The organism is Azospirillum lipoferum, from assembly GCF_024170005.1.
GTDB classification, from domain to species: domain Bacteria; phylum Pseudomonadota; class Alphaproteobacteria; order Azospirillales; family Azospirillaceae; genus Azospirillum; species Azospirillum lipoferum.
Genome location: NZ_JALJXJ010000015.1, coordinates 182,936 through 207,895 on the forward strand (window position 1 = coordinate 182,936; position 24,960 = coordinate 207,895).

Here is a 24,960-nt window from a genome sequence, read left to right on the forward strand (position 1 = left end):
TTCTTTCTCCCGTGTGGTTTCGTGATAAAGGACCACCATGACTGACCCCATGCCGACAGATCGCGTCACCGCCACCCCCGAAGCCGTCGCCCTGCTGGACCGCCTGTCGGCCAAGCATGGGCCGCTGCTGCTGCATCTGTCGGGCGGCTGCTGCGACGGGTCGGCGCCGCTCTGCCTGCCGCTGGGGGAGTTCCGGCTTGGCGGGCGCGATCTTTGTCTCGGCACGGTCGCCGGTGCGCGGTTCTGCATGTCCGACGACACCTTTCAATGGTGGCGCAACACCCAGGTCATCCTGGACGTTATCCAGGCACGCGGCGGCGGCTTCTCGCTGGAGGTGCCGGACGGCGTCCGCTTCACCGTCAGGGCCCGCCTGTTCACCGACGAGGAACTGGCCGGGCTTGCCGATCCGCAACCGGTAGAGATTATCTAGGCCGAGAACGTCTGGGAGCCGCCCCGCACCATGTCCACCTTCACCGGTCCGCGGATTGGTCTTGCCCGCCGCCATCCCTGGAGTACCCTTGCCGGATCGCATCCGCGGACGGAGAGGGACACGGGAGGGGCAGGGATGTCCACACGGGAGACCTCCGCAGACGGTCCGGTAAGACCCGCGTCCGGCGACGGCATGCCGCGCGCCGTCACCCATGCCGAACGCCCGGGCGAGGCGGCGAGGGAGCTGCGCGCCGGGCTGGGCGAGGCGGCGCTGGAACTGGTGGTGGTCTTCTGCGCCCCCAGCTATGACCGGCAGGCGCTGGCCGATGCGCTGGCGGCTGAGTTCGGCATGGTGCCGGTGATCGGCTGCACCACGGCGGGCGAGATCGGTCCCGGCGGCTACACCACCAACGCCCTGGTGGCAGTGGGCTTCCCGACCGAGGATTTCTGCATCGTCACCGCTCTGGTCGACCATGTCGACCGTTTCGAGATCGCCGACAGCACCGCCATCGCCCGGTCCCTGCTGTCGCGCCGCGACCGGGCGATGGCGAGCCGGCCGGTCCCGCTGGGCGAGGAGGCCCGCAGCTTCGCCATGCTGCTGATCGACGGCCTGTCGATGAGCGAGGAGACGGTGGTCAGCGCGCTGCACAACGCGCTGATCGACATTCCGCTGTTCGGCGCCTCGGCCGGCGACGACCTGCATTTCGAACGCACTTTCGTCCTGCACGAGGGCGCCTTCCATCCCAATGCCGCGGTGGTGGCGCTGTTCACCACGACGCGGCCCTTCACCGTCTTCCGCACCCAGCATTTCGTCAGCTCCGACCGCAAGATGGTGGTCACCGGCGCCGATCCGCAGCACCGCATCGTCCATGAGATCAATGCCGAGCCGGCGGGCCGCGAGTACGCCCGGCTGGTCGGGCTGGAGGGGGAACCGCTGACCCCGATGATCTTCGCCGCCCATCCCGTCGTCGTGCGGGTCGGCGGCCAGTACCATGTCCGCTCGATCCAGAAGGTGAACGACGACGAGAGCCTGACCTTCTTCTGCGCCATCGACGAGGGCATCGTCCTGACGGTGGCGGAGGGGGTCGATCCGGTCTCCAACTTCGACGGGCTGATCGAGGGCATCGAGGCGGAGGTCGGCGCCCCCGACCTGATCCTCGGCTGCGATTGCATCCTGCGCCGGCTGGAGATGGAGCAGCGGCAGCTGAACGCCGTGATGTCCGACCGGCTGGCCCGCCACCGCGTCGTCGGATTCTGCGCCTATGGCGAGCAGGTCAACGGCATGCACGTCAACCAGACCTTCACGGGCGTCGCCATCGGAGGGCGCTAATCCATGGTCGGCATCCGAACCCGCAACTGGACACTCGACCCGGCCGACCGCATCGCCGAGCTGGAGCGTGAGAATGCCAAGCTCCAGCGCATCAACAAGGTTCTGATGGACCGTGTCGAGCGGTCGATGGACTTCCAGGGCGGCGCCTTCTCGCTGTTCCAGACCGCCATCGTGCTGGAACAGAAGATCCGCGAACGCACGCTGGAGCTGGAGCGCGCCCTGCACAAGCTGGAGGACAGCAACCGCGACCTCGCCCGCGCCAAGGAGCTGGCGGACACCATGCGCACCCGCCTGTTCGAGGCGATCGAGTCGGTGAACGAGGGGTTCGCCCTGTTCGACTCCGCCGACCGGCTGGTGCTGTGCAACCGCAAATACCTGTCCTACTGGCCGTCGGTGGCGGGCCGCATCCAGGCCGGGATCCGCTTCAACGATCTGGTCGCCATGGTCGCCGCCGCCGGTGCCGTCAGCGAGCCGCCGCCCGACGTCTGGCTGCGCGAACGGATGGAGCATCGCCACGACCTGAAGGGCGTCTTCCTCAATCGGCTGTCCGATGGCCGCTGGATCCAGGTGAACGAGCGGCGCACCCGCGACGGCGGCATCGTCGGTGTCTATACCGACATCACCGTCATCAAGCATGAGGAGGAGCGGCGGCGCGAATCCGAACAGGCGGAGAAATCCGCCCTGATGACGCTGAACGACCAGCTCCAGCAGGCGAAATCCCAGGCCGATCAGGCCAACCTGTCCAAGACCCGCTTCATCGCCGCCGCCAGCCATGACCTGCTGCAACCGCTGAACGCCGCCCGCCTGTTCGTCTCGGCGCTGGCCGACCTGGAACAGCCGGATGCCAATGCCGAACTGGTCGAGAATATCGATGTCGCCCTGGCGTCGGTCGAGGATCTGCTGTCGGCGCTGCTCGACATCTCCAAGCTCGACGCCGGGGCGGTAACGCCGGAGGTCACTGACTTCCCGTTGCGCGGCATCCTGGCGCCGCTCGCCACCGAATATGCCGCGGTGGCGGCGGAGCGGGGCATCGACCTGAAGGTGGTGGGATCGGGGGCGGTGGTGCGCAGCGACATGCGGCTGCTGCGCCGGATCGTGCAGAATTTCCTGTCCAACGCGCTGCGTTATGTCCAGGGCGGCCGGGTGGTGGTCGGCTGCCGCCGGACCGGCGACGGCATCCGGATCGAGGTTTGGGACAACGGCCCCGGCATCCCGCGCGACAAGATCGCCGAGATCTTCCAGGAGTTCCGCCGCCTCGACACCCCCGTCACCAAGGGACGTGACCGCGGCATGGGGCTGGGGCTCGCCATCGTCGACCGCGTCGCCCGCATGCTGGGTCACCCCATCACCGTGCGGTCGGAGCCGGGCCGCGGCTCCGTCTTCGCCGTCACCGTGCCGCGCGGGACCGAGCGCCGCGCCGTCCGCCCGGCCAGCGTCGCCGCAAGGCCGATGATGAACCGGCTGGCCGGCACCTCGGTGCTGGTGCTGGACAACGAGCCGGCGGTGGTGGCGGGGATGGAGGCGCTGCTGCGCGGCTGGGCCTGCGACGTGGTGTCGGCCACCAACGGCGACGAGGCTTTGGCCCTGCTGTCCGGCATGCCGCAGCCACCGGACCTGCTGATCGCCGACTATCACCTCGACGACGGGGCGCTCGGCGTCAACGAGGTGGCGCGGCTGCGCGCTGCCTGCGGCCGCATCCTGCCCGCCGTGATCGTCACCGCCAACCGCACGCCCGAACTGGCGGACGAGGCCAAGGCGGCCGGCTGTCTGGTGCTGAACAAGCCGGTGAAGCCGGCACAGCTGCGCGCGGTGATGTCGGGACTGGTGGGATAAGAAAACCGCCGGCAACAGGCATTCCTCATCGGAACGCGCGTCGCCGGCGGGTTGCTACAGGTCCGATCCGGCCTCGCCGCTGTCAGCTGGACTGGGCAGGCAGGCAGAGCTTTCCGTTGGCGAGATCATACAGCACCGGAAATTGCAGGAACATTCCGAGTCCGGTGTTGACGCAGCCGTTGCCGCGGTCGCCGTTGCCCCAGGCGGTCAGGTCGTCGCACTGTTGGCTTCCGGCGGTGAAATTCATCACCGTCTGACCATCGGTCAGATTCAGCACGATGGTGTCGCCGACCGCGGGCTGCATGTTGGTGCCGAGATTGGTCCCTGGATAGAAGGTGGTCTCGGTGGCGCCGGTGTCCATCACATAGCTGATGTCCGCGGCACTGCCGTAGGGACTGCCGGTGGCCTGCACATAAGCCGTTCCGGTCGCGACCCCTTCCGCATAGGCGTTGATTGTGGCCTTGCTTCCGAAAAGCTGGGTGTAGGTTCCCGCCGACGGCATGGTGTAGGGCAGCGGGAAGCTGGTCGCCAGCGTGTCGATGCCGCCCAGGATCAGCCGCCCGATCAGCGTTCCCTTCGGCAGTTCGTCGCCGACATAGGGAACCGTGTTCACGAGATCGACGATGAAGCCGGCTCCATTGTTGTAGAGAAGCTGGGAAAGCACCCCCAGCATTTCCGGCATGGTGGAGGGCGGTGCATAGGGCGAGGGAAGTTGGTGTTTCAGCGGCAACTGGGGCGCGGACGCGGTGTTCTGCAGGGATACTCCGAAATCGCCGGAGAAATAGTTGAAGATGGGAAAGGTCGAAACGCTTTCCTGCTGGTCCTTCGGCCGCAGAATGGTATCCACCGCCGCGATGGTTGCCTTGGTGGTGACCGGGCCGGGACCGGTTTCAGCGAGGAGGGATACGTAAACGTCCCTGGCCTTGCCGAAATAGGTGATGCCGCTGGTGTATTGGGTGAAAACCTCGCCATGATCGGCGCAGCCGGTCAGCGACGGAAGCTTCCCGCAGTCGGCCCAGAACGCCTTGCCGCCGGTATCGAATTCGAACAGCACCGGATCGGGCAGCTGTGCCCCGTGCGTCGGTTCGTCCGGCGTGACGATCACCGGAATGCCGACCTTGCGGGCCGAGGGATTGTTCGGGTCGAAGGGAACGATGAACAGCGGAACGATGGTGGCGCCGGCGTTCAGGATCTGCTCGCTGGTCAGATTGAGCGGCAACGGCAGCGGAGTGCTGGGCGGTGCCGGCGGAGGAGTGGTTGGGGCCATGTTCGGTTCCACGCTTCGGCGATAGGAATGGGGGAATTGGAAAGGAAAGCGTGTGTCAGGCGGGATAGGCGGCGTAGCCGACCTGACCGACCTGCGCGTCGAAATAGAGCTGATAGCTGTTCAGCAGATGGAAGCCGGTGTTGACGAAATTGCCCGCACCGCGAGGCACCAGATATTTGGGCGGGATCACGCCCGGTTCCGCGTCGGTCGTGAAAACAAAGCTGTCGGCACCCTGGCCGAGCTTCACGGACTCGGAACCGGTGATGCCGAAGCTGTAGCACACCTTGACGGTCGACGGTTCGACCGGAACCTCGATGGCGATGATCGAGCCCGCCTTGATTTCGCTGTCCAGATTGCCGAGCGGGGATTTCACCATCGCCAAATCGACCCCGGTGTCCATCAGGATGTCGTAGCTGGTTGTGTCCGTCGGGTTGATGTTGCTCACCCGGAAATAGCCCTTCGGTGTCGTCCACTGGCTGGAGTTGTGGGGCACGGGCGTCTCGGTGCCTTCGTAGGTCAGCTGTTGGAAGCCGAAGACGCTGCTGCCGAGCTGCTTGGCCGCCAGTTCAGGCGTCAGGCCGAGCCAGATGCCTTTGGTGGTCAGCAGGAACGAGGGATACATCTCCCCGGTGGGCATCCCGATGAGCGACAGGAACGGATTGCTGGCCAGGACGGGGCGGCCGAAGCCGATTCCGCACATGTGCGGCGTCTTCTCGACCGCACCGATCGCGGTGATCTGGGTGGTGGCCGCTGCGGCCTTCCCGTCCTGAACGCCGATGCTCAGCGCCGAAATGGTGAAAATGAACCCGTGAATATCGTCTTGCGACGGCTGATAGACGACGGTGGTTGGCCCATGAATCTCGACACCCGGCATCAAAGTGCCGGACGTGATTTTGTTCTGGGCCGCGTCATAGGTATAAACACCGTCCTGGTAAAAGAACGAGGCGGGAAGGACCAGGCCGGTCGATCCCGTATCGAGCTGAACCACCGCATTTCTGGCGGAAACGCCATCCGATCCCGGGATCTGGATGGCAATGTGGAAAGCGCCCTCATCCCCACCCGCCAGGGGGATTTGGACGGCACTGATCGCGGGGGTGTTCGACATTGAAATTTCCTTTCTAAGAAATGAAACATACGAGATCATCTTTTGAGAGAAAACCGTCCGCAACAACCAACCATTTGGATCGAAATCAAACGAAAATCATCCTTCCAAATATACATATCTGAGGTTGCAACAACTTTTAAGGTTATTATCGCGCCCTTTCATTGCAAGTCCTGGGTGTCTGATCCGGCCTTGCATTACCGGTTGTCGAAACCGGCGCAGTGCGACCTGATAGGATGAAAGCAACCACGAACATTTGATTTACCGGTAACGCCTTTTTGGTGGCGCTGAACCCTGCGATGACCGCACGCAATCCCTTTTTGATAAGGACGCGCGACATCGGTTCGGCCCTTGCTTGACTATCTGTAAGTGTCTGCTTACGGTTAAGCATGGCTAACGTTTCAAGTGTCTTCACCGCCCTGTCGGATCCGACCCGCCGCACCGTTCTGGAACGGGTGGCGGAACGGCCGCGGTCGGTCGGGGAGATCGCCGGAACCCTGCCGGTCAGCCGGCCCGCCGTGTCGCAGCATCTCCAGGTGCTGAAGGCTGCCGGGCTGGTGGTGGACGAGGTGCAGGGGACGCGGCGCATCTACCGCATCGATCCGGCCGGGCTGGGGACGGTCCGCGCGTGGCTCGACCGCTTCTGGGATGAGGCGCTGGAGGCGTTCAAGGCCGACATCGAGGCTCAACGGGGGACCGATTCATGACCTTGGACCAGGGGATTCAAGCCATTCAGCCCGCGCCCGTGCGCAAGACCATCCATGTACGGACCACCCCGGACCGCGCCTTCGACGTCTTCACCCGCAACATGACGCGCTGGTGGCCGCGCACCCATTCCATTGCCGCTTCGCCGCTGGCCGAGGTGGTGGTGGAACCGCAGGTCGGCGGCCGCTGGTTCGAGCGGGGAGAGGACGGGTCGGAATGCGACTGGGGCCGGGTGCTGGCCTGGGAGCCGCCGGGCCGTCTGATGCGGGCTTGGCAGATCGATCCGCAATGGCGCTTCAACCCGGATCTGGTGACCGAGGTCGAACTGCGCTTCACCGCCGACGGCGAGGGCACGCGGGTCGAGCTGGAGCACCGGAACCTGGAGCGTATGGGCGAGCATGCCGAGGCTGCCCGCGCGGCTTACGATTCGGAGAATGGCTGGAGCGGCCTGCTGGACGGCTTCGCCGCGGCCGCCGACGCCGACTGACGGATGGCGGGAGCCGGCCCTGGGATTCGAGCCTGGGCCGGCTTCCAACCCTTACGTTTTGTGCATCGCAACACGCTGCCATGTCCAGAATGCAGGGCCGTTCACCGACAGCCGGGCGCATATAAGATTACGAGAGCGACGAAGATGCCGCTCCGATCTTCATAAGACGAGGCCTGAGGTGATTCACAAAATTCTCGACGCGATCGATACCGTCGTCGCGGAGAAACGTCAGAACGGACAGCTTGAAGACTGGCTCAAGAGTGGAGCCGCGCGCCGTTTCTGCGAGAAGATTTCGTCAGAGCGCAAGCACTATTATCCCGCACTGCTCCTATACTTGGAGCGCAGCGGCGGGAAGCACGTGTGACAGCATACCGGTAACGGGAACGGGCCGCGGCTTTCCGCGGTCCGCCCGTTTTCAAGGGGACCTACTCGGCCGCCAGCGGCGTCGGCATCATGCTGCCGGTCTGCTGGAAGCGGCTGTGCCAGGCGAAGGCCTCCTCCAGCAGGTGTGGGGTGTGGCCGCCGCGCTGCAAGGCCCGGCGGTGATAGTCGGCCGCCAGCTCGCGGTAGCTGGGGTGGACGCAGTTGCGGATGATGGTTTCCGCCCGTTCGCGCGGCGCCAGCCCGCGCAGGTCGGCCAGCCCGGCCTCCGTCACCAGCACGTCGACGTCATGCTCGTTGTGGTCGACATGGGTCACCATAGGCACGACGCTGGAGATGGCGCCGCTCTTGGCCAGCGACTTGGTGACGAAGATGGCAAGATGGCTGTTGCGGGCGAAATCGCCGGAGCCGCCGATGCCGTTCATCATCTGCGTGCCGTTGACATGGGTGGAGTTGACGTTGCCGTAGATGTCGCACTCCAACGCCGTGTTGATGCCGATGACGCCCAGGCGGCGGATCACCTCCGGATGGTTGGAGATCTCCTGCGGGCGCAGCAGCAGCCGGCCCTTGTAGGAGCCGATCTTCGGCAGCACCTCGGCATATTTGCCGGCGCTGAGCGTGATCGAGGAGCCGGACGCGAAGTTCAGCTTGCCGGCGTCGAACAGCTCGAAAGTGCTGTCCTGCAACACCTCGCTGTACATGGTCAGGTCGTGGAACGGCCCGTCGATCAGCCCGTGCAGCACCGCGTTGGCGATGGTGCCGATGCCGGCCTGCAGCGGCGCCAGCGAGCGCCCCATCCGGCCTTGGCGAACCTCCCGGCCCAGGAACTCGATCAGGTGGCCGGCGATGGCGTTGGTCTCGTCATCGGGCGGCAGGATGCTGGCGGAGCTGTCCTGCTTGCGTGTCACTACGATGGCCGCGATCTTCGACGGGTCGATCGGGATGTAGGGCAGGCCGGCGCGGCTTTCCGCCGTCACCACCGGGATCGGCTCGCGGAAAGGGCGACGGGTCGGGATGTAGACATCGTGCATTCCTTCCAGATCCAGCGGCTGGGTCAGGTTCAGCTCGATGATTATCTTCTCGGCCAGGATGGCGAAGGTCGCCGAATTGCCGATGGAGGTGGTCGGCACGATGCCGCCATTTTCGGTGATGGCGCAGGCCTCGATCACCGCGACATCGACCGGTCCCATCTGGCGTGAGCGCAGCAGTTCCACCGTTTCCGACAGATGCTGGTCGACGAACATCACCTCGCCGCGGTTGATCGCCTTGCGCAGCACCGGGTCGGCCTGGAAGGGCAGGCGGCGCGACAGCACCCCCGCCTCCGTCAGGATCCTGTCGACGTCGTTGCCCAGCGAAGCGCCGGTCATCAGCGTGATCTTCAGCTTTTCCGACGCGGCACGTTCGGCCAGCGCCAGCGGCACCGCCTTGGCGTCACCGGCACGGGTGAAGCCACTCATGCCCACGGTCATGCCGTCCTTGATGAGGAAGGCGGCTTCTTCCGCCGGCACCACCTTGCCCCACAGGGATTTCAGGCGGATGCGATCTCGGTACATCGGGCGTTCCTTTTATGAGTGCTTTTTGGCGAATGGCGAACGATCCGTTCCCATGCGGTCGTATTTCTTGGTTGAAAATACTCATAGGGAGGTGCTCTCCGGTGCCGCAATTGTTCGTCCGGAATATCAGGCAACGCTCAAGTGAATGGGTGGGCGAATATCGGCGGACTGGTGCGGAATGCGGACAGGGACTTGGTATGGCTGCGGAGTGATCTGGTGAAACTCAGTTCCGTTACTCGGCATTGGCCCTTTGTTGCCGAACCCACCCTCATGTGCCCACGGGCTTGTCGATGCCGGGGAGCAGGGCGTACCATCCGCCTACCCAAGCGACCTTGAGGAGTCCGCCGGCGTGGCGTCCCCGCATCGGCCGACCGTCAGCACCCGCAGCTATGACGGGCATGAACGGCGGCACACGCATGACCATCACCAGATCGTGCTGCCCATCGCCGGCACCCTCGACATGGAGATCGGCGGCGCCTGCGGCCGGGTGGGCGACGGGCGCGGGGTTCTGGTGGCGGACGGGGTGCCACACAGCTTCCGCAGCGGCGGGACCAACCGCTTCGTCGTGCTGGATGTGCCCGCCGCCGGGCTGATGCCGCAGGCGGCGGTACGCGCCTGCGACGCCTTCTTCGCCATCGACGGTGCGCTGGACGGGCTGGTGCGCTATCTGGCGGCGGAGGCGGCCGACCGGCCGCTCGATCCGGTGCTGGCCCATCACTCGGCGGGGCTGCTGCTGAGGGCGCTGGAGACCCGCCAGCCACCGCCGCCCGTATCGAACGATCCCATCGACCACGCCCTGGCCCTGATGGCGGAGCGTTGCGCCGAACCGTTGACGGTGGCGGAGCTGGCGGAGGCGGCCGGTCTGGCGCCCAGCCATTTCCATGAACGTTTCCGCGCCCGCACCGGCAGCACCCCGGCCCGCCTGCTGGCCGATCTGCGGCTTGACCGGGCGGAGGCGCTGCTGCGCGACGGGCAGCTGCCGCTGGCGGAGGTGGCATTGGCGGTGGGCTTCTCCGACCAGAGCGCCCTGACCCGCAGCCTGCGGCGGCGGCGCGGCACCACGCCGGGGGCCGTGCGGAGATCTGGAGGGATTTAGCCCCGGTATTTGATGCGGCGGATTCCGGGCGAAGCAGAGTCCGTCCGAGACGATCGCATTCTAGCCCTGCGGGCCGCCGAACATTTCGGTCAGCCAGTCGATGAATACTCTGATCCGCGATGAAAGATGGCGGTTCTGCGGATAGACCACCGACACCGGCATCTGCGGTGGTGGAAAGGCTTCCAGCACCGGGACCAGCTGCCCGGCGGCGATCTGGTGTTCCACACGATAGCGCGGCACCTGTATCAGTCCCAACCCCGCGACACCTGCCGCCGTGTAGATCTCCGCCCCCCGGACGACGACATCGTGGGGCAGCCGGACCTCCCAGTCCCGCTCTCGCGTCCTGAACTCCAGGGGATAGGATTGCCCCGTCGCCGAGGCGGCATAGGCGACCATCCGATGGCCGTGGAGCTCGTCCGGCGTCGATGGAGTGCCATGACGGTCAAGATAGGCGGGACTGGCCAGGGTCAGTTGCTCGAAGATCGTGATGCGACGGCCGATCAACGAAGAGTCGGATAGATCGCCGGCCCGGACGACGCAATCGACGCCTTCGGTGATGAGGTCGACCATCCGGTCGCCCTCGCTGAGGTTCAGTGAAATCCCCGGATAGCGCGCGATGAACGCAGGCAGTGCCGGCAGGATGAAGAACCGCGCGATGGTCCCCTGCATATCGACGCGGAGCGGTCCCCTCGGCTCGGCATTGCGGAAGACGCTTTGCATCTCGTCCAGATCGGGGAGAAGCCGAAGGCAGCGCTCATGATAGAGCGAGCCGTCCAGCGTCGGCCGGACAGTCCGGGTCGTCCGTTCCAGCAGTCGGACGCCGAGATCCGCCTCAAGGCGCTGAATCGCATGTGTGGCGGTCGGGCGCGGAACCTGCAAGTCCCGTGCGGCCTGGGCGAAGCTCCCACGTTCGACGATCCTGACGAACAGACGCATGACGTCGATGCGATCCATGACCGGCCCATGTGATTGTTATTCCCAGCGAAATGGTGATGTCGAAATCGCCATTCTACCCCGCGATTTCAAAATAGCTCACTTTCGTCCCTGAGAGCAGAGACGGAAGGCGGCGCGAATGCCGGAAGACACTGAAGCGACCGGCGTAGTCACCAACCCCTTCTATGCCTTGATCGACCCGTACAGACACCGATCAATCGATCATCCACAGGAGTGAAGACCATGCCCTTCGTCAATTTCAAGGTTCCCGAGGCTGCGCTGAACCGTGCCCAGAAGGAAGAAATCGTCCACCGCACCACGGCGATGCTTGTCGAGTATTTCTCGGAAGCTGCCCGCCCGCACACCATGGTCCTGATCGAAGAGGTCAAGGACGGCGGCTATGCCCGTGCCGACGAGGTGTTCGTGATCCCGGAGGAGTATCGGGCGAAGGATTGAAACCGGGCGGGCGCTGCCACTCGCATCGCCCGCCTCGCACCAAGCCAGGATAGAGGGAACAAGACAATGACGACATCAACGAACCGTGTCGCGATCGTCACCGGAGCGTCCCGCGGCATCGGGGCCGCCATCGCCCGGCGGCTGGCAGGTGACGGCCTTGCGGTCATCGTCAATTATGCGGGCAGCGCCGGTGCCGCCGGCAAGCTGGTCGACGAGATCGAGGCGGCCGGCGGCCGGGCCATCGCGGTCCAGGCCGACGTCGGCGATCCGTCGGCGGTGAAGCGGCTGTTCGATGCCGCCGAGGCGGCCTATGGCGGCGTGGACGTGCTGGTGAACAATGCCGGCATCATGACGCTGGCGCCCCTGGCACGGATGGACGACGCGGCCTTCGACCGGACCATCGCGATCAACCTCAAGGGCACCTTCAACGGGCTGCGCGAGGCGGCGAACCGGCTGCGCGACGGCGGCCGGATCGTGAATTTCTCCACGAGCGTCGTGGGGCTCTACCAGCCGGGCTACGGGGTCTATGCGGCGACGAAGGCGGCCGTCGAAGCCCTCACGCACATCCTGGCGAAGGAGTTGGGGTCCCGGGGGATCACCGTCAACGCGGTGGCGCCCGGTCCGGTGGCCACCGAGCTTTTCCTCCAGGGCAAGGACCAGGCCACGCTCGACCGCATCACGCAGATGATCCCGCTCGGCCGCCTGGGCGAGGTCGACGACATCGCGCGGGTGGTTTCCCTGCTCGTCGGACCGGACGGCGGCTGGATCAACGGCCAGATCCTGCGGGCGAACGGCGGCGTGGTCTGAGGGAGGAGGGGACAGCATGAGGCAAGTCATTCTCATCACCGGCGCATCGAGCGGCTTCGGCCGCCTGATGGCCAACGCCCTGGCCGCGTCGGGTCATATCGTCTACGCGTCCATGCGCGGGCTGAGCGGCAAGAATGCGGATCAGGTCGCCGAGATCGCGGCCTATGCGCGGGACCGCAAGGTGGATCTGCGGACGGTCGAACTCGATGTCCAGTCGGATGCATCGGCGCAATCGGCCGTCGCGGCCATCGTCGCGGAGCATGGCCGGCTCGACGTGCTGATCCACAATGCCGGGCATATGGTGTGGGGGCCGAGCGAGGCGTTCACGCCCGAACAACTCGCCGGGCTTTACGACGTGAACGTGCTCGGCACCCAGCGCGTCAACCGGGCCGCCCTGCCGCACATGCGCAAGGCCCGGCGGGGGCTGGTCGTGTGGATCGGCAGCAGCAGTGCCGCCGGCGGCGTCCCGCCGATGCTGGGCCCCTATTTCGCGGCCAAGGCCGGCATGGACGCCCTGGCGGTCTGCTACGCCCGCGAACTGGCCCCGTTCGGCATCGAGACGTCCATCGTCGTTCCCGGTGCCTTCACCAAGGGGACCAACCACTTCGCCCATGCGGGCGCGCCCGCCGACAAGGTCCGTGCGGCGGACTACGAAGCGGGCCTTCCCGCGGGGTTCGCAGAGGCGATGCTGAAGGCGCTCGCCGCGACCGTGCCGGAAACCGCGGATCCCGAGCGTGTCGCCGACACCGTCGTTGGCGTGGTCAATGCCCCGTTCGGCAAAAGGCCGTTCCGCGTGGTGGTCGATCCGGCCGACGACGGTTCGGCGGTTGCCTATGCGGTGATCGACCGGGTACGGGCGGAATTCCTGCATCGCGTGGGGTTCGCCGATCTGATGCATCCGAAGGATTTCGGTGTCTCCTGATCGCAAACGGATCCGAACTCTTCAAAACTGCGCTGCCCAGCGTTCCAACGCGGCGCGAACGCGAAGGATGACGGGGGCCCAGTCGCCCGGCCGATCCTGGCGGAACAGGCGCATGGTCGGATACCAGGGGCTGTCCGACCGGTCGCGCAGCCACCGCCAGCAGGAATCATAGCGCGACAGCATCCAGACCGGCCGGCCCAGCGCGCCGGCCAGATGGCACACCGAGGTGTCGACGCTGATGACGAGGTCGAGTTCCGCGACAAGAGCGGCGGTGTCGGCGAAATCGCCGACCGCCTCCATCCAGTCGACAAGGTCGAGACCGGCCGGCGGCGCTTCGGACGCCGCCGGCCCCTTTTGCAGGCTACAGAAGCGCACGCCCGGAATGCCGGCCAGCGGAGCCAGCGCGGCAAGCGGCAGGCTCCGCCGTCGGTCGACCATATGGGCCAGGAACTGGTCGTCATGCGCCGAACCGGCCCAGACCAGACCGACCTTCAGGCGGCGCTCACCGTCGAGCCTCCGCTTCCAGGTGCCGCGATCCTGCTCGGAAGCGTGCAGATAGGGGACGGACGCCGGGATGGTCGCCAGCGTGGTGCCGAACACCAATGGCAGGCTGAGCAGCGGAATGCAGGCATCGCAGACCGGTGGCGGTTCCGTGAGCGACCGGACCGAGGCGATGCCGGGGAGCCCCGACAGCAGCCGGACCAGCGATGGCTGTACCATCAGATGGACCTGGGCGCCGAGTGCGGCCAGCATCGGGGCATAGCGGACGAAATGCAGCGTATCCCCCTGTCCCTGCTCCGCCACCAGAAGGAATGAGCGCCCCGCCGGGTCGCCGCCCTGCCAGCGCGGGGCATGGGCCGGATAGGCCACGCGCTCCATCCGCCAGCGGGATTCGTAGAGACGCCAGCCATTGGCGAAGTCGCCCTGTGCCAGCAGCACCATGGACAGGTTGAAGCGTGCGACGTCGCTTTCGGGATGGAGCAGGATGGCGCGCTCGTTGCCGCGGCGCGCCCGCTCCGCCTGCCCGTTGTCATGTTCGGCCAGGGACAGGTTGATGAGGGCGGCCGGGGAGGACGGTTGCAGGACCAGAGACCGGCGGGCCAGCGACACCGCCGTCGCGAAGTCGCCACGCAAGGTTGCCACCAGACTGTCGCCGGCTTCGGCATATCCCTCCAGCGGAGCCAGCCGGCGCAGCCGGTCATGCAACGCCCCGGCCGCGTCGAGCCTGCCCTGCCGGATCAGGAGTCCGGCATGGTTCACATAGCCGGCCGGCCGGTCGGGCGCCAGCGCAACCGCGCGCTGCACGCAGGCGAGCGGCAGAGCCGGCTCCGCCGTTTCACCGAGCCCGCCGGCCAGCGCGAGCCACGCCGGCACACTGTCCGGCGCCAGCCGCACCGCCCGCCGCAGGATGATCGGCAGGCGCTCCATCGCCCGCTGCTCCAGCAGGATCGAACCGGCGACCGACCAGCCCTCGGCAAAGCCCGGATCGAGAGCCAACGCCCGCATCGACGCCCGTGCCGCCGCCTTGAAGCGCCGGCTTTTGTGCAGCAGAGAGGCCAGTCCGGCCCAGGCCTTCGGATAGGCGGGACGCAGCCGCAAGGCATGATGGTAGGCCCGCGCCGCGCCCGTCACTTGACCCAGGGCACGCCGCGCTTCACCGAGATTGTGCCAGATGCTTGCCCGATGCGGCGCCAGTATGGCCGCCAGGGTGAAACAGGAAACGGCAAGCATCTCCTGCCCGTCGGCCAGGGCGGCGGCACCCCGGTGGGTGAGTGCGACGGCTTGATCGGTGAAGCCGGTGGTTGGGAGGCACATGAAAGAGTGTCCTTCGGAAGGCGGCGGACGGGTGCAGTGCAGCAGTGGAGAGGACCGATGGGTGAGGCCGGGCATCTGTCCGATTCGGCTGAGCGAAGTCCGCGTCCCACCCCGATCTTCACCATCTTAAGTCGTTCAATCGTGGACATTCTCCCAAGCCTTCGCCATCTCTGGCTGTGCATAAACCAATTTTCCAAGAAGATTATCTACTCTCTTAATAATTTAAATTTATTTCATGGTGCATGCTAACGGTTCAGCCGGGATGATGGGCGAGAAGAGAGGGAGAGCGGTCGGATGGCAGCCGAAGAACGATCCCAGCCCATGCCGGTCCAGCCCATGTTGCAGGGCACGCCGAACCTGCCCGACTGGCTGGAGACGGCCGGCTGCGCGATCGCATTTTCGACCTACGAGACGCACAGGCTGTTCTTCCTCGGGCTGGGCGAGGATGGGCGTCTGAAGGCCCATGAGCGGATGGTGCAGCGTTGCCAGGGCCTGTGTGCCGACGGGACCGCGCTGTGGGTCGGCGGACAGTCCCATCTCTGGCGCTTCACCAACACATTGCAGCCGTCCGAACGCACGCCGTCGGGCGCGGATCGGCTTTACGTGCCGCGGCTGGGCTATATGACCGGCGATATCGATATCCACGACATCGCGGTCGGGCATGACGGCGTCCCGATCTTCGTCAACACGCGTTTCAGCTGCCTTGCCGTTCCCGACGCCGACCGGGGCTTCCGTCCGGTCTGGAAGCCCGCCTTCATTTCCGCCCTGCGCAACGAGGACCGCTGCCATCTGAACGGGATGGCGCTCGGCGAGGACGGCCGGCCGATCTTCGCGACGGCATTGGGGCGCTGCGACGTCATCGAAGGCTGGCGCGAGCGCCGGAGCGACGGCGGCGTGCTGATCGACGTCGCGTCGGGCGAGGTCGCCTGCGCCGGGCTGTCGATGCCCCATTCCCCCCGCTGGCACCGCGGCCGGCTCTGGCTGCTCAATTCCGGCACCGGAGAGCTTGGAATGGTGGACGGGACGGGACGGTTCGAGCCGGCCTGCTTCTGCCCCGGCTTCGCGCGGGGACTGGCCTTCCATGGCAAATGGGCGGTCGTCGGGCTGTCGCGCCCACGCGGCGACCACGGAACGTTAAGTGCGCTGCCGCTTGAGGCGGCGCTGAAACGGGCGGGGGTTTCCGCACAATGCGGACTGGCCGTGGTGGACACCGACAGCGGAACCGTGGCGCACATGCTGTGGCTCCATCACACCGTCAACGAGCTGTACGACGTCGCCGTCCTGCCCGGCGTGCGCCGTGCGGAGGCGGTGGGGCTGCTCGACGCGCGGGCGCTGGCCGAAGCGGTAGCCATTCCAACAGAGTTTCCGAATTGATCGGACGCCTGATGGCGGACGGTGCAGGGGTGTGGTGTCGATAGGTATATCCGAGGGGCTGAAAGATCGTGGCTACTCCAACCTTTACTCTTGTCGGCACCAATTCTTTCGGCCTCAGCGGCGTCGGCAATTATACCGCCCCCACGCTCAAGGATCTCGACGGCGACGGCGACCTGGATCTTCTGGTCGGCAACGTGCTTGGCGAGACGGTGTATTTCGCCAATGTCGGAACGACGCTGGCGCCGACATATTCCCTGCAAGGCACGAACCTCTTCGGCCTCTCGAGTTTCAATACTTATGCGAAGCCAAGCTTCGTCGATATCGATGGCGACGGTGACCTCGATCTGTTCATCGGCAGCAAGAGCGGTGGCACGCGGTTCTTTCGCAACAATGGAACATCGTCCTCGCCAACCTTCTCGCTGGAGGGGACCAACCTCTTCGGCATCGTCACCGGCAGCTACATGGCTCCGACCTTCGCCGATCTGGATGGTGACGGCGACGCCGATCTGCTGATGGGGGACCGTTCCAACGGCCTTCTTCTCTACCGGAACAACGGAACGTCGTCGTCGCCGACCTTTTCGCTGGAGGGAACGAACCTCTTCGGCATGACGGCGGGTGTCAGTTTCAATACACCGGTCCTCGTCGACCTCGACGGTGACGGCGATCTCGACCTCGTGAACAAGGATGTCGTTTCCATCAACATCGGGACGGCATCCTCCCCCACCTTCTCGCTTGTCGGGACGGCGGTCTACGGTCTCGTCACCGGAGGCTATCCGACGCCGGCCCTGGCCGACCTCGATGGCGACGGCGACCTCGACGCACTCTATGGCACCTCCAACGGCATCCTGTTGTATCTCAGGAACATTGCGCCGGTCGTCAGGACTCTGGCCGATTCCGGCAACACGCTGACGCTGTCGCAGATCAACACGCTGACGGGTGGCGCAGGCACCGACGTCATCACGCTGGGCAACATCGGCGCGACCTTCGGCGTCAGCGGCGTCGAGACGCTGACCGGTGGTGCCGGCACCGATGCCGTAACGCTGGGCACCGACGGCAACACGCTGCTGGTGGCCGGCATCGAGACACTGACCGGCAACGTCGGCACCGACGTGGTGACGCTGGGCACTGCCGGCAACACGCTGCTGGTCTCGGCCGTCGAGACGCTGACGGGCGGGGTTAGCACCGACGTGGTGACGCTGAGCACCGCCGGCAACACCCTGTTGGCGACCGCCATCGAGACGCTGACGGGTGGCAGCGGCACCGATGTCGTAACGCTGGGCACCGTTGGCAGTGCGATGCTGGTTTCGCGCATCGAGACGCTGACGGGCAGTGCCGGCACCGACATCGTGACCTTGGGATCGCTCGGCAACACGACACTGGTGTCCGATATCGAAACGCTGACCGGCGGGACCGGTGTCGATTCCATCATCCTGGGGACCGCCGGCAGCACGGTTCTGATTTCCCGCGTCGAGACGCTGACCGGCGGAGCCGGCACCGATGTCATAATGCTGGGGACCGCCGGCACAACCTTCAGGGCGGCGGGTCTTGAAACCCTGATCGGCGGGGCCGGCACCGATGCCGTGACGCTGGGCAGCGCCGGCAGCACGGTGCTGGTGACCGCCGTGGAAAGCCTCATCGGTGGCACCGGCACCGATGTCGTGACCTTCGGATCGGCCGGCAGCACGATATTGATCTCGGTGCTTGAGACGCTGATCGGCGGTGCCGGCGTCGATGTCGTCTCGATGAGTGGCAGTGGCGGGACCTTTGCCGTTTCCCTGATCGAGACATTGAATGGCGGCTCGGGCCGCGACGTCATCGCCCTGGCGGCATCGGGCAACACCATCACGGTGTCGAGAATCGAAGCGCTGACGGGCGGGGCCGGTACCGATGTCGCGACGCTCGGCAGCGCTGGAAACAGCTTGGTGGTCTTGGCTGTCGAAACGCTGACGGGCGGTATCGGCACCGACGTGGTAACGCTCGGTACTGACGGAAACACGCTGCTGGTGGCTGGTCTCGAGACGCTGACGGGCGGGGTTGGCACCGACGTGGTGATGCTTGGCACTGTCGGCAACACGCTGCTGGTGGCTGGTCTCGAGACGCTGACGGGCGGGGTTGGCACCGATGTCGTGACGCTCGGTACCGGTGGCAGCACGCTGCTGGTGGCTGGTCTCGAGACGCTGACGGGCGGGGTCGGCACCGATGTCGTGACGCTCGGTACCGGTGGCAGCACGATTCAGGTTTCCCGCCTCGAAACGCTGATGGGAGACAGCGGCACCGATGTCGTAACAGTGGCATCCGGCGGTGTATCGGTGACGGTCCAAGGTCTCGAGACCCTGATCGGCGGTATCGGCACCGACGTGATAAGGCTCGGCAGCGGTGGAAACACCTTGCTGGCATCGGCCATCGAGTCGTTGACCGGGGGCGGCGGCACCGACGTGGTGACGCTCGGCACTGCCGGCAACACGCTGCTGATCTCGGCCGTCGAAACGCTGACGGGTGGGGTCGGCACCGATGTCGTGACGCTCGGCATCGGCGGCAACAGCCTGTTGATCGCGTCTGTCGAAACGCTGACGGGCGGGGCTGGCTTCGATGTCGTGATGCTCGGCACCGCCGGCAGCACGATTCAGGTTTTCCGCATCGAAACGCTGATGGGAGACAGCGCTACCGATGTCGTAACCATAAGCTCTGCCGGCGCATCGGTGACGGTCCAAGGTCTCGAGACCTTGACCGGCGGTATCGGCTCCGAGGTGGTGACGCTGGGCACCGCCGGTAACACGCTGCTGGTAGCCGGCATCGAGACGCTGACGGGTGGGGCCGGCACCGACGTGCTGACGCTGGGCACTGCCGGCAACAGCATGCTGGTGTCGTCTGTCGAAACGCTTATCGGCGGCGCCGGCACTGACGTTCTCATCCTCGGCACCGCTGGCAACACGCTGCTGGTGTCGTCTGTCGAGACGCTGACGGGCGGGGCCGGCACCGACGCCGTGACGCTCGGCACCGGCGGCAACACCTTGCTGGTAACCGGCATCGAGACGCTTGCCGGTGGCGTCGACACTGACGTTCTCATCCTCAGCACTGCCGGCAACACGCTGCTGGTCTCGGCCGTCGAAACGCTGACGGGTGGGGCCGGCACCGACATCATCACGCTGGGGACCGCCGGCAGCACCTTGCTGGTATTGGACATCGAGGCGGTGACGGGTGACAGCGGCATTGACGTCGTCGCCCTGGGCACCGGCGGTGCAACCCTGACCGTCCAAGGTCTCGAGATCTTGACCGGCGGTATCGGCACCGACGTCGTGACGCTGGGCACCGTCGGCAACACGCTGCTGGTAGCCGGCATCGAGACGCTGACGGGCGGGGTTAGCACCGACGTGCTGACGCTGGGCACTGCCGGCAACACGCTGCTGGCGGCTGGCATTGAGACGCTGACGGGCGGAGTCGGCACCGACGTGGTGACGCTCGGTACCGGTGGCAACACTCTGTCGGTTTTGGGCTTCGAAACGCTGACGGGCGGAGCCGACGTCGACGTCGTGACGCTTGGCACCGGCGGCAACACCCTGCTGGCAACCGGCATCGAGACGCTTGCCGGTGGTGTCGACACTGACGTCGTCATCGTCAGCACCGCCGGAAACACCCTGCTGGTCTCGGCCGTGGAAACGCTGACAGGCGGAGCTGGCACCGACATCGTGACGCTCGGCACTGCCGGCAACACGCTGCTGATCTCGGCGGTCGAAACGCTGACGGGTGGGGCCGGTACCGACCTCGTGACGCTTGGCACTGGCGGCAACACCCTGCTGGCGACTGCCATCGAAACGCTGATCGGCGCCAGCGGCATCAATGTGATCACGCTGGGTAGCACGGCCGGTAACACCATGACGGTGTCGTCGCTGAGAAGTCTGACCGGCGGGATTGGGAATGACGTCATCACGCTGGGTTCTGCGGGCAATAGCACGACGGTCTTGCAGGTGGAAACCCTGATCGGCGGAAGTGGGGTCGACACCATTACGCTGGGTTCGTCGGGAAGCACCACATTGGTGTCCCAAGTGGAAACCCTGCTCGGTACCACCGGTGTCGACGTCCTCACCCTGGGCGATGCCGGCAATTCGATAGCGATCTATAGCGTTGAAACCATCGTCGGCGGTGCGGGAACCGACTCCATCGTGCTCGGTACCAATGGCGTACGATACGCAGTGTCGGGCGTGGAAGTCGTCACTGCGGGCGGCGCGGGCGGCACAGCATCTTTGAACCTGGGGGTGCAGGGCAACACCACCACGGTGTCACTGGTGACGACCATCGTCGGCAACAGCGGTACCGACGTGATCACCCTGGGATCGGCCGGCGTCACCACGAGGGTGTCGGAACTGGAGACGCTGACCGGCGGCGCCGGCAATGACGCCGTGACCATCGAAACCGCCGGCACGACCATGCTGGTTTCGCGGCTGGAAACCCTGACCGGCGGCGTCGGCACCGATGTCATCACCGTCGGAACCGTCGGCAGCACCATGACGGTGGGGCTGCTGGAGACGCTGACCGGCGGCGCCGGCACCGATGTCGTGACGCTCGGCAGCGGCGGCAACAGCCTGCTGATCGCGTCTGTCGAAACGCTGATGGGCGGGGCCGGTACCGACGTGGTGACGCTCGGCAGCGGCGGCAACACCTTGCTGGCAACCGGCATCGAGATGCTTGCCGGTGGCGTCGACACTGACGTTCTCATCCTCAGCACTGCCGGCAACACGCTGCTGGTCTCGGCTGTCGAGACGCTGACGGGTAGGGCCGGCACCGACATCATCACGCTGGGGACCGCCGGCAGCACCTTGCTGGTATTGGACATCGAGGCGGTGACGGGTGACAGCGGCATTGACGTCGTCGCCCTGGGCACCGGCGGCGCAACCTTGACCGTCCAAGGTCTCGAGATCTTGACCGGTGGTATCGGCACCGACGTGGTGACGCTGGGCACCGCCGGCAACACGCTGCTGGTCTCGGCCGTCGAGACGCTGACGGGCAGTACCGTTACCGATGTCGTGACGCTTGGCACCACTGGCAGCACGATGCTTGTGATCGGCATCGAGACGGTGACGGGAGACAGCGGCAACGACGTCATCGCCCTGGAGACCGCCGGCGCAACGGTGACGGTACAAGGTCTTGAGAGCGTGATCGGCGGCGTCGGCACCGACGTCGTGACGCTGGGTACCGCCGGCAACACCCTGCTGGTCTCGGCTGTCGAAACGCTGGCCGGCAGCACCGCCACCGATGTCGTGACGCTCGGCACTGCCGGCAACACCCTGCTGGTGACCGCCATCGAGACGCTGACGGGTGGCAGCGGCACCGACGTCGTGACGCTGGGCGCCGTTGGCAACACGCTGCTGGTTTCGCGCGTCGAGACGCTGACGGGCAGTGCCGGCACCGACATCGTGACCTTGGGATCGCTCGGCAACACGACACTGGTGTCCGACATCGAAACGCTGACCGGCGGGACCGGCGTCGATTCCATCATCCTGGGGACCGCCGGCAGCACGGTTCTGATCTCCCGCATCGAGACGCTGACCGGCGGGGCCGGCACCGATGTCGTAATGCTGGGGACCGCCGGCACATCCTTCAGGGCGGCGGGTCTTGAAACCTTGATCGGCGGGGCCGGCACCGATGCCGTGACGTTCGGCAGCGCCGGCGGCACGGTCCTGGTGACCGCCGTGGAAAGCCTCATCGGTGGCACCGGCACCGATGTCGTGACCTTCGGATCGGCCGGCATCACGATCTTGACCTCGGCGGTTGAGACGCTGATCGGCGGGGCCGGCGTCGATCTCGTCTCGATGAGTGCCAGCGGCGGGACCCTTGCCGTTTCCCTGATCGAAACGCTGAACGGCAACTCGGGCCGCGACGTCATCGCCCTGGCGGCATCGGGCAACACCATCACGGTGTCGAGAATAGAAACACTGACGGGCGGTGTCGCGAGCGATGTCGTGACGCTCGGCACTGCCGGGAACACCTTGCTGGTGTCGTCTGTCGAAACGCTGACGGGCGGCGTCGGCACCGACGTCGTGACGCTCGGTACCGGTGGCAACACCCTTCTGGTAACCGCCATCGAAACGCTGACGGGCGGAGCCGATATCGACATCGTGACGCTGGGCGCCGCCGGCAACACCCTGCTGATGGCTGGTCTCGAGACGCTGACGGGCGGAGCCGGTACCGACATCGTGACGCTGGGCACCGCCGGCAACACCCTGCTGATGGCCGGCATCGAGACGCTCATCGGTGGCTCCGGCACCGATGTCGTCATGCTCGGCAGCAGCGGGACGACCTTTCACGCCGTCAATATCGAAACCGTCATCGCGCCCGGGCAGACTCTTCATCTGAACGGGCTGGAGACCCTGGTCAGCATTCTGGATGCCGATATTCTCGTCTTGAGCGACGCCGGCGGAACCCTGTCCGTCTCTACGCAATACAAGACCATTCTCGGATCGTCTGGCTCCGATGTGATCACGCTCGGAAGCGGCGGCAGCACGGTTCTCGTCGAACGTCTCGAAACGCTGACCGGGTCGAACAGCGGCGACGCGGTGATCGTCGGCACGGCCGGCATCACGCTGCTGGCAACCCTGCTCGAAACGATCACCGGCGGGGCCGGCACCGATGTCATCACCCTGGGCGGTACGGGTGGCACCCTGCTTGTCGACCGGTTGGAGACCCTGAGCGGCGGCAGCGGCATCGACATCGTCACGCTGGGGACCAGCGGCACGACCCTGCTCGTCAATGCCATCGAGACATTGGCAGGGTCTGCGGGCACCGATGTGATCACCATTGGTTCGGCCGGCAGCACTCTGCTCGTCGACCTGCTGGAGACGATCACCGGCGGCACGGGCTCCGATCTGATCATCCTCGGCACGTCCGGTTCGACGGTCACGGTGTCGGCCATAGACACCCTGATCGGCGGGGCCGGGACCGACATCGTCAGCTTCGGCACCGCCGGCAACACGCTGTTGCTGCGCGGCATCGAGACGCTGACCGGCAGCGTCGGCACCGACATCGTCACGCTGGGCGATACCGGCAACACCATGCTGGTTTCGGCTCTTGAGACGATCATCGGCGGGACGGCCGCCGACTTGATTTCGCTGGGCACAGCCGGCGGCACCCTGTTTGCGGCTGCTCTTGAGACACTGACCGGCGGCGCCGGCACCGACGTCGTGACTCTCGGCTCGGCTGGCAACACCCTGTCGGTTTTGAGCTTCGAAACGATCGCCGGCGGCGCCGGCACCGACATCATCACCTTGGGCACAATCGGCAACACCCTGCTGCTCTCGAATGTGGAGACGATCACCGGCGGTGCGGGCTCCGATGTCGCGACTCTGGGGTCGGCCGGCGGCGCTCTGCTCGCCAACCTGCTGGAGACGATCACCGGCGGCATGGGCTCCGACTTGCTCTTCCTCGGCTCGGCCGGCGGGACGGTCCTGACGTCCGGCCTGGAACTGCTGATCGGCGGCGCCGGCACCGACATCGTCACGCTGGGTCCGGCAGGCAGCACGCTTCTCGTCCGTGGCCTGGAGAGCCTGGCCGGCGGCGCCGGCACCGACACCATCACCATCGGCGATACCGGCACCACCATGGCGGTTTCGGGCATCGAGACGCTGGTCGGCGGTGCGGCGACCGACGCCATTGCACTGGGCACGGCAGGAGGCACTCTGCTGGTTCGGGGACTGGAAACCCTGGCCGGTAGTATCGGCACCGATGTGATCACCATCGGTTCGGCCGGCAGCACTCTGCTCGCCGACCTGCTGGAGACGATCACCGGCGGCACGGGCTCCGATCTGATCATCCTCGGCACGTCCGGTTCGACGGTCACGGTGTCGGCCATAGACACCCTGATCGGCGGGGCCGGGACCGACATCGTCAGCTTCGGCACCACCGGCAACACGCTGTTGCTGCGCGGCATCGAGACGCTGACCGGCAGCGTCGGCACCGACATCGTCACGCTGGGCGATACCGGCAACACCATGCTGGTTTCGGCTCTTGAGACGATCATCGGCGTCATCGGCAATGACCTCCTCACCCTTGGCTCGCTCGGCAACACGCTGGCGGTGTCGCAGCTGGAGACGCTGGTCGGCGGGTCGGGGCTGGATGTGGTGACGCTGGGCTCGGGTGGCAGCACGCTCTCGACGGTGGCGGTGGAGACGCTGATCGGCGGCAGCGGGCTGGACGTGGTGACGCTGGGCACCGGCGGCACGACGGTGCGGATCATCGGCATCGAGTCCGTCACCGGCAACAGCGGGCGCGACGTCGTCCATCTGTCGGAAAGCGGCGGCACCTTCGTCGTCAACCTGCTGGAGACGCTGGTCGGCAGTTCCGGCTCGGACGTGGCGGTGGTCGGCGAGCTTGGCGGCGGCTCCACCCTGCTGATCGCCGGGCTGGAGATCCTGGTCGGCAATTCCGGCTCGGACGTGGTCACGCTGAGCGACGGCGGCAACACCACGCTGCTGCGCAT

Annotated in this window: 17 protein-coding genes; 12 read left to right on the forward strand and 5 right to left on the reverse strand. The window is 66.0% G+C overall.

The window, feature by feature from the left end; translation table 11 throughout:
* The first annotated feature begins 49 nt into the window (after positions 1-49).
* The 3 genes from J2848_RS28660 to J2848_RS28670 all read left to right on the forward strand — a co-directional run bounded on the left by J2848_RS28660 (position 50) and on the right by J2848_RS28670 (position 3,592).
* A complete protein-coding gene (locus tag J2848_RS28660) occupies positions 50-430 on the forward strand; it encodes a DUF779 domain-containing protein (RefSeq protein WP_149234046.1) in 381 nt (126 codons plus the stop codon).
* 135 nt (positions 431-565) lie between these two features.
* Complete coding sequence (gene nosP / locus J2848_RS28665) at positions 566-1,759, forward strand: nitric oxide-sensing protein NosP (protein ID WP_149233887.1); 1,194 nt, start codon at positions 566-568, stop codon at positions 1,757-1,759.
* Positions 1,760-1,762: 3 nt separating this feature from the next.
* Entirely contained in the window at positions 1,763-3,592 is a 1,830-nt protein-coding gene (locus tag J2848_RS28670) for a NahK/ErcS family hybrid sensor histidine kinase/response regulator (RefSeq protein ID WP_149233886.1), read from the forward strand.
* Positions 3,593-3,674: 82 nt separating this feature from the next.
* Here J2848_RS28670 and J2848_RS28675 read toward each other — a convergent pair whose 3' ends face one another.
* Complete coding sequence (locus J2848_RS28675) at positions 3,675-4,859, reverse strand: hypothetical protein (RefSeq protein WP_149233885.1); 1,185 nt, start codon at positions 4,857-4,859, stop codon at positions 3,675-3,677.
* A 55-nt stretch (positions 4,860-4,914) separates the two neighbouring features.
* Complete coding sequence (locus J2848_RS28680) at positions 4,915-5,964, reverse strand: hypothetical protein (protein ID WP_246194180.1); 1,050 nt, start codon at positions 5,962-5,964, stop codon at positions 4,915-4,917.
* Between the two features lie 386 nt (positions 5,965-6,350).
* Between J2848_RS28680 and J2848_RS28685 the strand changes: the two genes are divergently transcribed.
* The 3 genes from J2848_RS28685 to J2848_RS28695 all read left to right on the forward strand — a co-directional run bounded on the left by J2848_RS28685 (position 6,351) and on the right by J2848_RS28695 (position 7,517).
* On the forward strand, positions 6,351-6,668 hold the full coding sequence (locus J2848_RS28685) for an ArsR/SmtB family transcription factor (protein ID WP_149233884.1): 318 nt from the start codon (positions 6,351-6,353) through the stop codon (positions 6,666-6,668).
* Entirely contained in the window at positions 6,665-7,153 is a 489-nt protein-coding gene (locus J2848_RS28690) for an SRPBCC family protein (protein ID WP_149233883.1), read from the forward strand. The genes J2848_RS28685 and J2848_RS28690 overlap by 4 nt, the downstream gene beginning before the upstream one ends.
* A gap of 178 nt (positions 7,154-7,331) precedes the next feature.
* Positions 7,332-7,517: a hypothetical protein gene (locus J2848_RS28695; RefSeq protein ID WP_149233882.1), complete on the forward strand. Its 186-nt coding sequence runs from the start codon at positions 7,332-7,334 to the stop codon at positions 7,515-7,517.
* A gap of 61 nt (positions 7,518-7,578) precedes the next feature.
* Here J2848_RS28695 and scpC read toward each other — a convergent pair whose 3' ends face one another.
* Positions 7,579-9,087 (reverse strand): succinyl-CoA:acetate CoA-transferase ScpC, encoded by a 1,509-nt coding sequence (gene scpC, locus J2848_RS28700; protein ID WP_149233881.1) that lies wholly within the window; start codon positions 9,085-9,087, stop codon positions 7,579-7,581.
* Positions 9,088-9,436: 349 nt separating this feature from the next.
* Between scpC and J2848_RS28705 the strand changes: the two genes are divergently transcribed.
* Entirely contained in the window at positions 9,437-10,183 is a 747-nt protein-coding gene (locus J2848_RS28705) for an AraC family transcriptional regulator (protein ID WP_149233880.1), read from the forward strand.
* Positions 10,184-10,243: 60 nt separating this feature from the next.
* Here the strand turns inward: J2848_RS28705 and J2848_RS28710 are convergent, their stop codons facing one another.
* A complete protein-coding gene (locus J2848_RS28710; protein ID WP_149233879.1) occupies positions 10,244-11,137 on the reverse strand; it encodes a LysR family transcriptional regulator in 894 nt (297 codons plus the stop codon).
* Between the two features lie 222 nt (positions 11,138-11,359).
* Between J2848_RS28710 and J2848_RS28715 the strand changes: the two genes are divergently transcribed.
* The 3 genes from J2848_RS28715 (at position 11,360) to J2848_RS28725 (ending at position 13,301) form a co-directional block, all read left to right on the forward strand.
* Positions 11,360-11,572 carry a tautomerase family protein gene (locus tag J2848_RS28715; protein WP_149233878.1) on the forward strand — a complete coding sequence of 71 codons (213 nt, stop codon included), beginning with the start codon at positions 11,360-11,362 and terminating at the stop codon, positions 11,570-11,572.
* A 66-nt stretch (positions 11,573-11,638) separates the two neighbouring features.
* On the forward strand, positions 11,639-12,379 hold the full coding sequence (locus tag J2848_RS28720) for an SDR family oxidoreductase (RefSeq protein ID WP_149233877.1): 741 nt from the start codon (positions 11,639-11,641) through the stop codon (positions 12,377-12,379).
* A 16-nt stretch (positions 12,380-12,395) separates the two neighbouring features.
* Positions 12,396-13,301: an SDR family oxidoreductase gene (locus J2848_RS28725; protein ID WP_149233876.1), complete on the forward strand. Its 906-nt coding sequence runs from the start codon at positions 12,396-12,398 to the stop codon at positions 13,299-13,301.
* Positions 13,302-13,322: 21 nt separating this feature from the next.
* Here J2848_RS28725 and J2848_RS28730 read toward each other — a convergent pair whose 3' ends face one another.
* The gene (locus tag J2848_RS28730) at positions 13,323-15,116 is read right to left on the reverse strand and encodes a tetratricopeptide repeat protein (RefSeq protein ID WP_170307188.1); all 1,794 of its coding nucleotides are present in this window, start codon (positions 15,114-15,116) and stop codon (positions 13,323-13,325) included.
* Positions 15,117-15,437: 321 nt separating this feature from the next.
* Here J2848_RS28730 and J2848_RS28735 point away from each other — a divergent pair, with 321 nt between their 5' ends.
* Positions 15,438-16,490 carry a TIGR03032 family protein gene (locus tag J2848_RS28735; protein ID WP_211103275.1) on the forward strand — a complete coding sequence of 351 codons (1,053 nt, stop codon included), beginning with the start codon at positions 15,438-15,440 and terminating at the stop codon, positions 16,488-16,490.
* Between the two features lie 68 nt (positions 16,491-16,558).
* Positions 16,559-24,960: FG-GAP-like repeat-containing protein (locus J2848_RS28740; protein WP_253568770.1), on the forward strand; the 8,402-nt coding region annotated here is incomplete at its 3' end.